Origin of the sequence: Paenibacillus maysiensis, assembly GCF_000520815.1 — a bacterium.
GTDB lineage: Bacteria > Bacillota > Bacilli > Paenibacillales > Paenibacillaceae > Paenibacillus > Paenibacillus maysiensis.
In genome coordinates this window covers 1-15320 of the sequence record NZ_ASRY01000269.1, presented here as the reverse complement: position 1 = coordinate 15320, position 15320 = coordinate 1, and the positions used below count along the sequence as shown (strand labels likewise).

The following is a 15320-nucleotide window of genomic DNA, read 5'->3' as shown; positions in this document are numbered from 1 at the left end:
GGTGTTGTTGTAGCGGCTACCGTAATGGACCGTCGAACGGAGTTGCAGGCCACGTCCGTCAATACTGTTGCGCCCGAATTTGTCTTTATAATAGTCATACGTTTTCGCGGCATACGCATGGGCATCCACTCCGGCCGGATCATTCCATACGTTATCGGCATCCGCCAGGAGCGTACCTGGAATGGTCTGACGGTTGGAGGCCGTGTAGGTCACGATACCGTTCCCGCGAGTTGTATCTCTTAACTGATAGCTACTGCCGGAAGCGGTAGTGGTGAACGACTTGGTATCACCCAGCACGCCTTTACCTGTGCCTGTCGCTTCATTAATGATGTCATACTGGAATACGATTTTGCCATCATTGGCATCAATGATGTAGCGAGTACGCAGTGGCGCAGGCTCTAAAATATTGACTTCTGTCACATAAACCAGTTGCACGTTATCCCCATTAGGATAGAAGTACAGCTCCGCTTTAGGATCTACTTCAGGCTGCAGATTAGCAACTTTGGCAATGGAACTTTGTGCTTCTACAGCTTCAATTTTACTGTCCTTCAAATCTGCAGCTTTTTCAAGACTTAGCTTGTCCTTATCAATAGAGGTAGTTTGTTCATTGTTAGCAGCTTCCGCGTAAGTGTCTTTACTTACACTGCTTTGCTTTTCAGCATCTGTAGAGATTGTATCGTCGGAGGAAGGGAGGGCTTGAATCCGTGTAGCTGCTTCTTCATAAGCGGTATATACGGCCTCGGTAGCACTGATTTTCGGAGTTGTACCTTCCGTAGCTTCTTGCTGCTGATCCTCAGTAATCACGGCCCCCAGATAGGAGGTGACTTCACCAGATTTGCCCACATGAATCGTCTGTTCAGCTCCATATACGGGAATCCCGTTCACATACTGTTTCAGCCGATAATGACTTACACCGGATTTGTCGCTTGTACGATCAGTGATGCGAAATTGATCACGGACACTGGTGCTGTCCGTACCTAGCAACGTTTTCTTTTGTCGATTCAAATAACTCCATACAATGTCGTCACCCGACACCGATGAAGGGGCCTTCCATCGCTCGGTGTGGAAGGTTGGTGTAAGCTGACTTGGCTCTGAAACGGAACTTTCCGCAGATGCACCAGACGCTACCGACCCTAATAACATAGCTCCTCCAAGAAGCGAAACCCATACTTTTTTCATTTAAAATTCACTCTCCCCGGTTAATGTCAGGATGAAGACCATCCTGTTAAGAAATAGGCATTGTGCCGTTTATGTTGGTCGTGTTGTCGTCTGGAACATGAAGAAATGGAACGTGAAGAAGAAAAAACGAAGTGTCTTTCATGAAGCGTGCGTGAAAAGAGGGTACTGCATGTGAAGCTTACAGTCTGAAAAGGTGACAAACTCCTCCTTTCCTGTCGTATCAGTAAAAGTGGAATAAAGGCGGATAATGGAAAAAAGTTGTCTTATGCAAAAAAAACCAATGTTGATTTTTTGAACTCCCATCATCTGGCTCTGATATTAGCACAGAGAATGACGGACGAGAAGATGTATGTCACAAATTTATCCAAAATGATTCTTTAGACCCTAAAAACTAATTTTTATTTAATAGGATTAATAATAAATGTCAAATAAAGTCGTAAAATGCAATGTCGAAAAGACTCCACGCTTGCCGTTACACACGGGTTTTAGAGCGCATAGGTTATGTTGAACTGTCCTAATTATGCTGTCTATCCATACAGCAGCAAGGGAGGTGAGGTGGGAGCATGAGGAAGCAGGCAAGATATGGATTCAAGGCCAATCGCAGGCGGCATTCCAATACGCATGACCCCTACCCGAAGGTGTGGCTGCCTGTACGAACGCCATCCGTGCATATCACCCCAACCCCTGTAACAAGGAGGGGACCAGGTACAGAAGCAGAAGTACAAACAGGTGAAGAACGGCCACCCGGTTCGTCTTCGGCGGGAAAATTGCTCGTATCCGTCATCATTCCGGCGATGAATGAGCAAAAAACGATCCGGGCTGTAGTCCGTGAGGCACGCCGTGTTCATCCACATACCGAGGTCATCGTGGTCGAGAACGGATCAAGCGACAGGACAGCCAAGGCGGCAAAAGCAGCGGGTGCGCGCGTGCTTTCCTTCCCGCAGCCATTGGGGCATGATATTGGCCGCCGAGTCGGAGCGGAAGCGGCTTCCGGGCAGGTACTGCTTTTTCTGGATGGTGATATCGTCATTCCCTGCGTCAGACTCAAGCCATTCATACAGGCCGTATGTGCTGGAGCGGATGTTGCACTGAATGATTACCATGGGCCGGTAGAGCGTACGTCGGTGCATCCTGTGGTTGAAGCAAAGCATGTATTGAATATTTTGTCGAATCGTGCTGATTTAGGAGGGGCGTCCATGACGGGAATCCCGCATGCCATAAGTCGAAAGGCCCTGAATAATATAGGTCTAAAGCCCTTGGAGAAACCTCCGTTATTTCAGGCCATGTCGATCGCTTCCGGCTTGCGGGTGGTGACTGTTCGTGAAATAGCTGTGGGTAAAGTGAATGCGACCCGCAAAAAAATGAACGGTAGGGACCCGCTTGTGGATGTGGTTGTACAGGATCATCTGGACGCGATTGCCTGGCTTACATCACATCTGGGGACGCGTGCAGGGTATACGGATTTGAAGCGCAAACGGATCAGAGACGAGGTGAAGCCGTGAGCAGAGCGTATCGCAAAGTGAGGCGTGATGACCGAAGTCGGGGCATACGACGTGCTCAGCGAAGACATGGAACAACGACAGCGATGGACAGCCGCAGGGTGAGGAAACCCGCGCCCCGACGTGGGAAAATGTCCGACGTGAATCCTACGGAGGTACGGGCATTGCCCGGAGATACCCTGCTGCGGGGGACGGCCGCCGCAGTGGTCAGCGCCTGCAACGAGGAATCTACGATTGGAGGGGTGCTGAGCGAGCTGGAAAAGCTGCCGCTTACGGACATCATCGTCGTATTGAACGGTTGCACGGACGGCACACGTTCTATAGTAGCGAAGCATCATCCGGGTGTGACCCTCGTCAGCGTGCCGGATCGGCTCGGGCATGATGTCGGACGGGCGGTAGGCGCACGTATAACGCAGGCTGATATCGTGCTGTTTGTGGACGGGGATCTTCCGATTCCTGCGGCTGATTTGCTGCCTTTCCTCAACGCAGTGGATCAAGGATCGGATGTGGCGCTTAATGATCTGAGCAGACATTTGCCACCTTACTTTAGGCAGGACAGCGTGACCCGGTGCAAAGGGTTCCTGAACTGCGTGCTGCGCAGGCCGGATCTGGGAGCAAGCTCCTTGACCGCTGTACCGCACGCGTTATCACGACGTTCGCTGGAACTACTCGGTACAGCCATGCTCGCTATTCCGCCGAAAGCCCATGCTATGGCGGTGCTGCACGGTATGAAGGTGACGGCAGTACATGCCGTCGACGTCATTGGAACAAACCGCAAGCGGGCTTTCAATATCGGCAAAGGGAATGTCATGGAGCAACTGATCGTCGGCGATCATGCGGAGGCACTGGCTGCGGTGTTTCAGGTAGCTGGAGCTTCCCCACTCGGACCTGTTCCAGCGCGGGCCGACGTCGCCAAAGGGAGGAATGCACGATGAGTCTGACGAGCATTATTATTCCGACCTATAACGGTCTGCACCTGCTCAAGCCGTGTATTGAGGCGATTCGGACACATACAGCAGATGTGCCTTATGAAATTATTGTTGCGGACAACGCTTCAAATGACGGAACGGATGATTTTTGTGAAGCTGAACGGCTGATTAGTATCCGTCTCCCCAAAAACCAAGGTTTTCCGGCAGCTTGTAATCAAGGGCTTCGGCTGGCTTCGGGTGATCAGCTCGTCATTTTGAATAATGATGTGACGGTTACACGGGGATGGTTATCCAATATGCTGGTTGCATTGCGGAGCCAAAGCACAGTGGGACTGGTGGGACCAGTGACGAATTATGCTAGCGGTACTCAGCAGATTGACGGATTAGCAGGGGATTTGGATAGCTGTCTCCAGTTTGCAGAGCAGAATAATGCAAGTAATCCGTCCAGATGGCAGGAGGTCAAGCGGCTGGTCGGGTTTTGTCTGATGTTCCGGCGTGAGCTGATGGAACGGATCGGATTACTGGATGAACGGTTTAACCCCGGGCATTATGAGGATGACGATTATTGTCTGCGCGCACGAGTACATGGCTACAAACTGTTGATGTGCAGTGACTGTTTTGTCTATCACCAGGGGAGTGCGAGCTTTTCACGCTCGGAATCTGCCTGGGTCGAAGAGTTGATTGAGCGGAATCATCGTTTGTTTATGGACAAATGGAACATAGACCCCAGAGCGTTTATTGAGACTGGAAATAGCGGAGCTTTAGGCACCGAACATGCTTTCGAAGGAGGAAGGAAGATATGAAAGGGGTTATTCTCGCAGGAGGAACCGGATCGCGCCTTCATCCGTTGACTTCATTACTCAACAAGCATCTGCTTCCGGTCGGCAAGTATCCCATGATTGTGTATGGCATCGAAAGACTGCGACAGGCGGGGATTACCGATATGCTTCTTATTATTGGCAAACAATCGGCCGGGCTGTACACCGATTTTCTGGGCAGCGGCAGCAATTATGGTGTCCAACTGACGTACCGGATTCAGGAAAAGGCGGGCGGCATTGCAGAAGCGCTCGAACTGGCGAAAAGCTACATGGAGCCAGGAGAAAAATTCACTGTTTTGCTGGGTGATAATTTGTTCAAGGAAGATCTGGGACCTGTTATTGAACGGTTCGGGCAGCAGCCTCCGGGGAGCGCCAGAGTATTGTTAAAAAAGGTGGCAGATGCCCACCGCTACGGAGTACCTGTGTTTGATCCCGAGCGGCCGGAGAGCATAGCGCGGATTGAAGAAAAGCCGCAGCATCCCCAGTCCAGATATTGTGTAACCGGCATTTACATGTACGATACCGCCGTGTTCGATAAGATCCGGCAAATTACGCCTTCGGCGCGTGGTGAGCTTGAAATCACGGATGTAAACAACTGTTATGCGGCTGAAGGCAAGCTTGAATACGACATTTTGCGGCGGTATTGGAGCGATGCAGGGACCTTCGATTCCCTTCAGGAAGCCGGGGTGAAAATGAAAGGGCTTCTGCCCTGATCTCAGCGATACACCTTCCGGCCGGGCCAGGCATATATTATGGGCATAATGCCACCCGGAGGAGTGAACGGCATGAAACGCCTGAGTATAAAAAGGAAACACAGCAAGCGGCTCAGTAAGAAAGGCTATTGGGCGGGGTATAAAAGAGGTCGGGAGCAGGGCAGCAGATTGGGCCAGGCTTCGTTCGGCAAGGTCTTTGAAGGCGTCAGTATTATCATTCCGTCCTATAATCAGCTTCATCGGCTTCGCACCTGTATTGATCGTATTGAGGAAAATACAAGCCAGCCGCATGAAATCATCGTGGTGGATTGCGGCTCAACGGACGGAACACGCACCTATCTGCTGCGTAAAAGCATCGCTGTGCGTTACGCGCTACTCCAAAAGGATATCCATTTGACAGGTAGCTTGAATCAGGGACTGATGATGGCGAAAGGCACGACGATTGTGGTGCTGGACCCCAATGCGCTGGTAACGCCAGACTGGCTGGATCGACTGCTGGAGTGCTTGCACAGTGATCCACATATCGGTGTCGTCGGACCTGTAACGAACGGTCCGTTCGGAGAGCAACAGATTGAGGTACCTTATACGAACGAACATGAAGCACGTCTTTTCGCCATGTCTCATAATGTTTCCAATCCGGCCGCATGGCGGGAAACCAAAAGCCTGGCCGGATTTTGTTTACTGCTGCGCAGAGAGACGCTGGAAAAGACGGGGTACTGGGACGAAGGCTGCCACAGCGGTCAGGAAGCAGATGCAGATTGGCTGCTGCGTGTACGCTTGTTGGGGACACGTCTGGCCATTGCGGGAGATGCTTTTATCCATTGCACGGAAAGTGATCGGGATACGGCTTATGCCTCTCCCCAGACGACCGGAGAAGGCGGTTTGACGGAGGAAGGCAGTCGGAACCGATCCTTTTTTGTCCAAAAGTGGGGGGATACGGATAAGCTGCTCCACAGCCTGAAATTCGGCACAGCAGAGCCGGACAGCCCGATACCGCCAACCAAGGCCCGACACGGGTCGGCGGCAATCTTTTATCCCGTTGGAGCACTCGTTAAGGGACCGTCTGGTGCAATATATCGGCTGGAGCCGGGGAGAAGACGCCTTCTGCATGGAGTCAGTGGTGTGGGAGGTGAGGACGTTGCCCCGGTCAGGGTATCCCAGCTTGATCTGCTGGCCCTTCCGCTGGTACCGAAGCCGGAGGTGACGATTTCCGATGTCGCAGATGCACCCGTAACTGCACAGCCAGGTGTTCTGCAAAATGTGGAAGCTGTGCATATTCCCGGCGAGTATGCACCTGTGCTGGCAGCCCCGGAACTGGAGAACATGTCCACGCTGCCTACACTTAATATCCCGGCTCAACGCATGCGATGGATTCAGGTCCTTTATGCGGAAGGCGGGCAACTGTATCAGATCGGGAACGGCTGGAAAAGGCCGTTCCTTACCCCCTATGCGGCCATGAGCTGGCTGGCGGCTGATTACCGGATTCGGTTGGTGTCCCCCGGAGATTTGGCGGATTTGGTGGAGGAGCAGCCCATTATTGCGCCACCTGTGCTGCACGGGCATTTGTAATGCTCGGAATAGGCGCTTTTAGGCGGAACCGACTACTCGTTGCGGCATACGCTGTAGTAGCGGAAAGCCCGTAGGCAATTCGTGCGTTCCGCACGGCGGAGCACATAAAGGAGGGGCTTATGCATAACCAGGTAGATGATTTGCTGATCCATATTTCGCATTCGCAGCAGCAGATGTCAAGGCTGTTGGATGCGGAACGGCAGGTGGTCGTGCGCATGTCGCAGATCATACATGAACTGCCGGACGAAGAGCCGCGTTTTGATGGAATTCCGGGCATTCTCGACAGCTCGGGACAAGTAAACAAAAGCATTGTTGCCTACTTGAACGGTATTGCCGATCTTCAGGAAGCAATGGCTGAAATGCTCGTTCGTGTCGTGAAAGAGACAGCATACCCGGACGAAGAGTAACGTACCAACCGAGGGCAGGGAGTGAACACATGAGTAGGGAAAAGGCAATGATTCATATGCTGGACGCAGCTTCCAAAATGCAATGGAATGTGTCCATGATCCTGGAGGCCAAGGCGGTAGAAGCCGAAAAAATGCGTAATTGGACGCTGAACCATCTGGAGCCTCGCGCATTTGACACGGATGAAGAACAATTGGGACGGCCTTTGGAAATTCATGAGCAGATGGTGGAAATGCTGGAGGGTTTAACCCGGCTTCAAACCGGACTGTGCAGTAATCTCAAGGCATTACTGGATCAGGATGAGCAGCAAGGTGGCGGAATGGAAGGGATGATGGGAGGAATGGGACCGGGGGATATGAGCTAATGAGCATGAGGCGCGAACGTGAGATCAAGCTGGATATGATGGAGTCCATTGCTACCAGCCAGCACGCCGTTGCCCGGATGCTGAGCAGTCTTGCGGACTTGACGCCCCATGCAGATATGTCCGCTACCCGTCTGGTGGAAACCATTCGTATGCTCAGCAACTACCAGGGGGAAATCACGCAGATGTTGGCGGGCATCCCCTTAAGACGGCAGGTGTATGGAAAACCGACTCAGCCGTGGCTCCAGCTACCTGTTCCAAAAACGAAACAACGACGAGGAAACTAAGGAGGAATGAAAATGAGAATAAGGTGGGAACGCGTCACGCGGGGAAAAGCCCGCAAAAGACGCAAAAGCACCCGGCGTTCGAGCATCCGAAGATTAAAGCTGAGAAGAAAACGTCTGCTTGCTTTAAGACGGCGTAAAAGAGGGCTTCACTCCGCCCGCAGAAGTCGTCCTCATCGGCGTCGGCAGAAAAAACCTCAGCCCACCCCGGCGGCAGCCCCTGCTGCGGAGAATCCACAGCCCGAGCCTGTTGTACTGGAGCATGATCCGCAGGCATTTCAACAGGGATATGATGCAGCTTACAACGAGGGTTTCAATTCAGGCTTTGCCAAAGGTTATGAAGATGGCCACCAGGTCGCTTACAAGGCTCAGTAAACTGTGCAAATTATCTATTACTGCTCATCCCCCGAAGCTAGTAGCTTCGGGGTTGTTTGCGGTTCGGCAGTTGGACGGGCAAACGCCAATTTTGTCCGGGCAGTGGCAGTCGTCCATGATGCGTTTGACCCCTCCGCATATAGTTTAGGAGTGACAGAAGTTTATCCTACAACAGGACAGGGTGAAGGATGTGAACGATCAACGAAGCGGAAATGAACGCGAAGCATACCGATGCGGCTATCGGGAAGGACGCAGAATGGGCGGTTGCACGGCTGCTCTGTCACAGGTCGTGGCAATACAGCCTGCTGTTCGCCAGTTGAAAGTGTTGTATATTCCGCAAGGTTTCGCAGCTATAGACACAGGTGTTCAAGAGGCATTAAGCCAAATATGCAGCTCATGCGCCATCGGTACTCCTGCCACGATGCTGGCTGACGCTGAGGCTCACCGTCCAGACCTCGTACTGGTCATGAACGGGCTGCATGTTTTTCCGGCGGATCATTTGGAGCAGGTGCAGCAAATACGAGCCCTGGGCATTCGGACGGCCATATGGTTTGTAGATGATCCTTACTTTACGGAGGATACGGCGTTGATCAGTCTATCCTACGATGTCGTATTTACGCACGAAATTTCTTGCCTGCCGTTTTATCGCGATCAGGGAGTAACGAGGGTACACTATTTGCCGCTTGCTGCGTCAGCCCGTATCTTTTATCCCCGGCGGGTAGAGCGGGAGCATCAGCATGATATTTGCTTCATTGGAAATGCCTTCTGGAACCGTGTGAAGCTGTTTGACCACCTCGCTCCCTTCTTGGCGGACAAAAGAGTGCTGATCGTAGGTGGGCACTGGGATCGGCTGACCCGACGGGATGTGCTGGAACGCTTTATCCGTCCGGGTTTTATGGAGCCGGAGGAAACAGCCAAATATTATAACGGCTCCAAAATTGTCATCAATATACACCGCCCAACAGATTCTGGACTGGATAACCGGAATACGCATCAGCTATCCGCGGAGTCCATTAATCCCCGGACCTACGAAATTGCTGCCTGCGGCACGCTCCAGATGACGGACATTCGGAAGGATCTGAACCGCTATTTCCGACCAGGCTATGACATTGAAACCTTTGGTGGAGCAGAGGAGCTGCAGGTCAAGCTGGACTACTATCTCAAGCATGACTGGGAACGTGAACGCGTGGCCTGGCGCGCACTGCACACGACCATGCAAAAGCATATGTACTCGAATCGTATGGAAGAATTGCTGGACAAGGCGATGGCCTAAAGTAAACACCATAAATAGTGAGGAGTGAAAGTGATGACGATATCTACGACAGGACCGTTGGACCCGGCCACAACCTCCTGGGAAAAGGGGAGAGCTGCGGGAACCAATGACGGCTACGACGAAGGCTATTTGCGCGGACGCGCCAATGCGATTCTTGCCCGTACGAAGGCGGTTTTCCCTTTTCGGCAAATCCATGTGCTGTATGTAGTCTCGGGCAAAGGTCTTCCCTATTCTCCACTGGATGAAGCGGTGATTACCACGTTGCAAAGTATGACGGCTCAGGTTACCGTAACTGATCCACGTCAGCCAGTAGGTGATATTGCTGCTCAACTCCGTCCGAATCTGATGCTGGCGCTGGATGGGATGGATCTTCCGCTGGAGCAGGTGAAAGCGGTAGGTCAGTTGGGCATTCCAACCGCGATCTGGCTAACGGATGATCCCTATTATACGGACACGACGACCAAAATTGTTACGCATTATGACCATGTGTTCACGCTGGAGCTGAACTGCATCGAAATGTACCGTCAGCTCGGCTGCTCATCTGTACATTACTTGCCCTTTGCGGCGTTTCTGACTCAATATTTCCCGCTTAGCTCTCCCGCTTCCGTACGGCGTGAAATCGGGTTTACCGGCTCGGCCTACTGGAATCGCATCTATTTCTTTAATCCGATTATGCCGCAGCTTATGGCCCGTAATATTAAAATCAACGGAATCTGGTGGGATCGCCTCCCAGATTATCAATCGTACGGCGATAAAATCGAGCTGGGCCGCTGGATGTCTCCGGTCGAGACGAATGATACGTATAACGGCAGCAAAATTGTCATTAATCTTCATCGCTCACATCAGGATGATTCGGTGAATAACAATGCCCTGAAAATTCCGGGGGCGTCGCCGAATCCGCGCACGTTCGAAATTTCTGCCAGCGGCACCTTGCAGCTCACCGACACACGGGATGATTTGGCTCGTTTTTACAAGCCGGGAGAAGAGATCGAGACGTACAGTTCCCAGCAGGAGCTGCTGGAGAAGATCGAGTTTTATTTGACACACGAAAAGGAACGCCGTGAGATTGCCCTGCGTGCTCTGGAACGGACCTTGCGTGAGCATACGTACGGTCACCGGATTGACCAGCTGCTGTCGGTCGTATTTCCTTAATTCGGTTCATACGTCCGATGGTCGTTATTTTAAAGGAGGTGAACTCCGATCAAACCGAAAATGATGCTATTCAGCCATGTCAGCAATGTCCGCAGCATTACGGGAGCGGAGAAGCTGTTATTGCAATTTTGTGTAGACATTCGTACGTACTTCGACTGCATTCTGGTGACGCCCGGTGAAGGGCGGCTGACCACGATTGCCCGCAAGCGCGGGATTACCGTCCAAATTCAGAACCTGCCCATGCTGCACGGCATGTATACCCCGTATGAGGGATTGGCGCAAGATGCGGAGAATTTGCGAAACCATGCTTCGTACGCACCGTTGCTCCAGTTGCTACAGCAAGCGCGTCCAGATGTGGTGCTGGTCAATACCTGTGTGAACGTCATGCCTGCGATGGCTTCCCATGAGTTGAATATTCCGGTGGTCTGGAAAATAACCGAAGTTATTAACCAGAGTGAGCATACACCTGTCTCGGTCTCCATCATTGAGCGCTACAGCCGATGGGTCATCGGCATTTCGCAAGCTGTCTTGCGGCCTTTGCACGGGGCGGGGCTGACACGGCCGCATACGGTGTTGTCTCCTTGTCGGGATATGGATATGCCGCCGCACAAAGAGCATGTGCTGCAACGGAGACGCAAACGTGAAAAGCTGGGGTTGAAGGAATCACATATTTGTATTGGTTATATTTCTTCCTTTATCTACGAAGCCAAAGGACTGTTGCCTTTTATTCAAATGGCCCTGAAGCTGTGTGAAACGAATTCGAGCTGCCGCTTCTGGATCATCGGCAGCTCGGTGGACTCGGAATATTACGTGAAATGCGTTTCTTTAATCCGCCAATCCCGATACAGCCGCCGCTTCCAGTTCAGCTCATTTGAGGAATCTGTATCCACCGCCTATAGCGCAATGGATATCGTTGTGATCCCCAGTATGGTGGAGGAAGGCTTTGGTATGACGGCCCTGGAGGGTCTGGTTTACGGCAAGCCCGTGGTGGCCTTTGCGCAGGGCGGACTTGTGGAGCTGATGGAGGCGACCGGAAATACAGAGTTTTTGGTAGAGCCGGGAAACAGCGATATGCTGGCGGAAAAAGTGGGCTATCTGCTCAATCATCCCCAGGAAGTGGAACGGATTGGTGTATGGAACCACAGCGCGGCTACACGTGTATACGGACCTGATTCCTATCAAAACAACCTGCACGTCATGGTCAGCCAATGGGTGTTTCATTATCCGCAGTGGTTTCCGCTGATTCAGCAGCCGGGTGGTCCGGTATGGACGCGGGAGGGAGAAGGGCTGCGTCAGGTCACCGCTATACCGGAGGCATATACCAGCACGATTCGGGAATTTCCCGAATCGGTGGTGTGTCAACTGTCTGTGCTCAGTCTGCCACCTATCGAGTATGCGGCCATTCCGGGCTTGCCACAGCCACCCGCTCCTGTACCAGAGCCACAGCCGGAGCCACAGGCAGACCTGCATCACGGCAAGCGTGGCATTCGGGCGAGACGCAAGCATATCAGACCGCGCAATCGCAAGCGCAAGGGTAAGAGCAACACCGGCAGCAGGAGCCATCGCATTCGCTGGTTTCCGTCAAGGCTTCTGCCGAAATCCAAGTCCAGACAGAAGCTAAGGTTGAAGCGGAAGCTCAAACGAAAACTCAAGCTCAAGCCTGTGTCGTCGAGGCATCTGCATCCGTACAAGCGGAAGCGACTAGCGCTCAAGGCTGGACGCCACAAAAGACAACGGTCCGGGTGAAAGCACGCCGGACCGTTGAGGTGAACGTTTAACTGGAGCACAGACAGTCTGCTGGAAAACAACGACAGCAAAGGTGGGTTCCAACACGATGAAAATATTGACCGTGCTCGGCACAAGACCGGAAATTATACGGCTCAGCCTGATCATTCCGAAGCTGGATCGCCATACGGATCAGCATGTGCTTGTGCATACGGGCCAAAATTACACGGAAAGCCTGAGCGGGCAATTCTTCCGCGAACTGGGGCTGCGTGCCCCGGATTATGTGCTTCAGGAGAAGGCGGGGACGCTGGGGAAACAGCTGTCTGCCATGTACTCGCAGATGGAGGATATTTTAAACAAGGAGCGCCCGGATCATGTGCTGCTGCTCGGTGATACGAACAGCGCCCTGTGCGCCTTGCTCGCGGAACGTATGGGCTACCCGGTCGTGCACATGGAGGCGGGTAACCGCTGCTACGATCTGGATGTACCGGAGGAAAAGAATCGCCGTGTCATTGACGCGATTTCTACGATTAATATGCCGTATACGGAGCAAAGCAAGCAGCATCTAATACGTGAAGGCTTCCCGAGCCAACGAATTATATTGACTGGAAACCCGATTTACGAAGTGATGCAACATTACGAGAAAGAGGTGTCCGGCAGCGACATTTTGAAAAAGCTGGGACTGTCGCCGGGGCAATATTTCCTGGTGACCGCCCACAGAGCCGAAAATGTCGACCATCCGCCGCATTTGCTGGCTATTCTGGATGGCCTGAATCGGGTAGCGCAGCAGTCCGGGCAGCGGGTCATTTGCAGTATTCATCCCCGCACTGCCGCTCGTATCGCGAGCTATCCGCCGATCCAGCTTGATCCGCTGGTGGAGTTCCACGAACCGTTCGGTTTTTTTGACTTCGTACTGCTGGAGCGGCATGCCCGCTGCGCTTTGACGGACAGCGGCACCGTGCAGGAGGAATGCTGCGTCATGGGTGTGCCGACGGTCACGATGCGCCGGACGACGGAACGGCCAGAAACCGTAGATTGCGGCAGCAATATCGTTTCCGGACTGGATGGAGAGGTCATAGCGAACGCGGTGGCCTTAATGACCGGGATGAAGCATAAGTGGCAGTGTCCCGCAGGATATCTGGCTCAGGATGTGTCTGATAAGGTAGTCAAATTTCTGCTTGGAGGGAAACGGCATGTTTGAAAACCAACGTATCTTGGTTACCGGCGGTACCGGCTCCTGGGGGCATGAGCTGGTTGCCCAGTTACTGCCGCGTAACCCCAAAGAGGTCATTATCTTTTCGCGCGGAGAATCAAGTCAGGTTGCGATGAACAGACAGTTTGAGGATGAACGACTTAGCTTCTGCATCGGGGATATTCGGGATAAGGATGCATTGTTGACCGCCTGTCAGGGTGTGGACTATATATTCCATTTGGCGGCTCTCAAGCACGTACCTGTCTGTGAAGATCAGCCCTATGAAGCGCTCAAAACGAATGTGGTAGGCACCCAAAATGTGATCGAAGCCGCTGTCGCTAATCAGGTAAAGAAAGTCATTTATATATCGACTGACAAGGCCGCGAACCCATCTAATTTTTACGGGATGACCAAGGCGATTGGTGAAAAGCTGATTGTCTACGCCAATTTGCTGAACAGCGATACGCAGTTCGTTACGGTGCGTGGCGGCAATGTATTGGGGACGAACGGAAGTGTGGTGCATCTTTTTCAGAGCCAGATTCGCCAAAAGGGTACCGTTTCGATCACAGATATGAACATGACTCGCTTTTTCCTGACCCTGCGTGATGCCATCAGCCTCCTGTTCAAAGCTTCGGTAGAAAGTGTCGGCGGCGAAATATTTATCATGACCATGCCAACCTGTCGCATTGTGGATTTGGCAGAGGTGCTCATCGAGGATTCGGGCGTGGAGAATGTAGAAATTGTAGAAAAAGGTGTCCGTCCCGGCGAGAAAATTCATGAGATTTTGATGAGCGACTTTGAAAGTCTGACGACGGTCGTGTACGACGAGCAATATTTGATCATTCTGCCAACGTTGAATATCCCTCAACTAAAAGATCGCTACAAGCAATGCCCTCCAGTGTCGTTCAGCAGCTTTAGCTCGGAGTTCAATCTGATGTCCAAAGAGGAGATACGAAGCATTCTCCAGAGCGGGGGGTTCATTAAATGAAGCTTCTTATTTTGGGCGGTAACGGCATGGCAGGCCATGTGCTGGTCGATTACTTTCAAAAGCAGGACGGATATAACGTGTTTTACACCACACGTGATCCCAAGAATAAAGGTGGCCTGCTGCTGGATGCGAACGACAGTTTTATGGTGGAGCAGCTGGTGCGGAGCGTGCGGCCTGACATCATTATTAACGCGGTGGGTGTGCTGAACCAGTATGCCGGAGAGGATCAGGTTACAGCATATCAAATTAACGGTCTGCTGCCGCACCTTCTCCAGCGGACGGCGGATAGCATCGGCGCCCGTTTCATTCATATCAGCACGGACTGCGTATTTGAAGGAAAGCGGGTGCCAGGTCTATATCAAGAGACGGATCAGCCTGACGGGACAAGCGCCTATGCATTGACGAAAATACTCGGAGAAGTGAAGGCGCCGGGGCATCTGACGATTCGCACCTCCATTATCGGCCCGGAAATCCGGCCGGGGGGCATTGGTCTGCTGAACTGGTTCTTGCAGCAGAGCGGGGACGTTGACGGGTATCGCCGCGTCTTTTGGAACGGGGTTACAACGCTGGAGCTGGCTAAGGCAATACGGGTGTTGATGAATGAGCCGCTGGATGGACTCGTTCATCTGGTTCATCCTGAACCGATCAGCAAGTATGATCTGTTGCTGTTGTTCAAGGTCATCTGGAAGAGGGAGGATATTCGGATCGTGCCGAAGGATGAGCCGGTGCAAGACCGGACACTTCGTTCTACCCGGGCCGATCTGCTCTACGATGTTCCTCACTACAGCATTATGCTGAAGGAGCTGCTGGAATGGACAGAAGCACAGCGGAACAACGCCGGCCCGTCATTGTAATTAC

16 protein-coding genes are annotated in these 15320 nt (G+C 52.4%); 15 read left to right on the top strand and 1 reads right to left on the bottom strand.

Features of this window, described 5'->3' with window-relative positions; genetic code table 11:
- On the bottom strand, positions 1–1179 hold a 1179-nt coding region (locus L696_RS0118695; protein WP_025684996.1), incomplete at its 3' end, for a bacillolysin.
- 563 nt (positions 1180–1742) lie between these two features.
- Between L696_RS0118695 and L696_RS0118690 the strand changes: the two genes are divergently transcribed.
- The 15 genes from L696_RS0118690 (at position 1743) to L696_RS0118620 (ending at position 15316) form a co-directional block, all read left to right on the top strand.
- Positions 1743–2681, top strand: a complete 939-nt coding sequence (locus L696_RS0118690; RefSeq protein WP_025684995.1) for a glycosyltransferase family 2 protein — start codon at positions 1743–1745, stop codon at positions 2679–2681.
- Entirely contained in the window at positions 2678–3613 is a 936-nt protein-coding gene (locus L696_RS0118685) for a glycosyltransferase family 2 protein (protein ID WP_025684994.1), read from the top strand. The genes L696_RS0118690 and L696_RS0118685 overlap by 4 nt, the downstream gene beginning before the upstream one ends.
- Complete coding sequence (locus tag L696_RS0118680) at positions 3610–4410, top strand: glycosyltransferase family 2 protein (RefSeq protein ID WP_025684993.1); 801 nt, start codon at positions 3610–3612, stop codon at positions 4408–4410. The genes L696_RS0118685 and L696_RS0118680 overlap by 4 nt, the downstream gene beginning before the upstream one ends.
- Complete coding sequence (locus L696_RS0118675; RefSeq protein ID WP_025684992.1) at positions 4407–5138, top strand: sugar phosphate nucleotidyltransferase; 732 nt, start codon at positions 4407–4409, stop codon at positions 5136–5138. The genes L696_RS0118680 and L696_RS0118675 overlap by 4 nt, the downstream gene beginning before the upstream one ends.
- Before the next feature lie 72 nt (positions 5139–5210).
- Complete coding sequence (locus L696_RS0118670; RefSeq protein ID WP_025684991.1) at positions 5211–6707, top strand: glycosyltransferase family 2 protein; 1497 nt, start codon at positions 5211–5213, stop codon at positions 6705–6707.
- Positions 6708–6826: 119 nt separating this feature from the next.
- The gene (locus L696_RS0118665) at positions 6827–7114 is read left to right on the top strand and encodes a hypothetical protein (protein ID WP_025684990.1); all 288 of its coding nucleotides are present in this window, start codon (positions 6827–6829) and stop codon (positions 7112–7114) included.
- Between the two features lie 29 nt (positions 7115–7143).
- On the top strand, positions 7144–7476 hold the full coding sequence (locus L696_RS0118660; protein ID WP_025684989.1) for an alpha-helical endospore appendage domain-containing protein: 333 nt from the start codon (positions 7144–7146) through the stop codon (positions 7474–7476).
- Positions 7476–7760, top strand: coding sequence for a hypothetical protein (locus L696_RS0118655; RefSeq protein ID WP_049827446.1), 285 nt, complete (start codon positions 7476–7478; stop codon positions 7758–7760). The genes L696_RS0118660 and L696_RS0118655 overlap by 1 nt, the downstream gene beginning before the upstream one ends.
- A 12-nt stretch (positions 7761–7772) precedes the next feature.
- Positions 7773–8132 carry a hypothetical protein gene (locus tag L696_RS32070; RefSeq protein ID WP_025684988.1) on the top strand — a complete coding sequence of 120 codons (360 nt, stop codon included), beginning with the start codon at positions 7773–7775 and terminating at the stop codon, positions 8130–8132.
- A gap of 181 nt (positions 8133–8313) precedes the next feature.
- Entirely contained in the window at positions 8314–9405 is a 1092-nt protein-coding gene (locus L696_RS0118645) for a CgeB family protein (protein ID WP_025684987.1), read from the top strand.
- Positions 9406–9438: 33 nt separating this feature from the next.
- Positions 9439–10557 (top strand): CgeB family protein, encoded by a 1119-nt coding sequence (locus L696_RS0118640; RefSeq protein WP_025684986.1) that lies wholly within the window; start codon positions 9439–9441, stop codon positions 10555–10557.
- A 60-nt stretch (positions 10558–10617) separates the two neighbouring features.
- On the top strand, positions 10618–12303 hold the full coding sequence (locus L696_RS0118635) for a glycosyltransferase (RefSeq protein ID WP_025684985.1): 1686 nt from the start codon (positions 10618–10620) through the stop codon (positions 12301–12303).
- Between the two features lie 88 nt (positions 12304–12391).
- The gene (gene wecB / locus L696_RS0118630; protein WP_025684984.1) at positions 12392–13483 is read left to right on the top strand and encodes a non-hydrolyzing UDP-N-acetylglucosamine 2-epimerase; all 1092 of its coding nucleotides are present in this window, start codon (positions 12392–12394) and stop codon (positions 13481–13483) included.
- The gene (locus L696_RS0118625; protein WP_025684983.1) at positions 13476–14462 is read left to right on the top strand and encodes a polysaccharide biosynthesis protein; all 987 of its coding nucleotides are present in this window, start codon (positions 13476–13478) and stop codon (positions 14460–14462) included. Before wecB ends, L696_RS0118625 begins: the two co-directional genes overlap by 8 nt.
- Positions 14459–15316: a dTDP-4-dehydrorhamnose reductase family protein gene (locus tag L696_RS0118620; RefSeq protein WP_025684982.1), complete on the top strand. Its 858-nt coding sequence runs from the start codon at positions 14459–14461 to the stop codon at positions 15314–15316. Before L696_RS0118625 ends, L696_RS0118620 begins: the two co-directional genes overlap by 4 nt.
- Positions 15317–15320 lie beyond the last annotated feature (4 nt).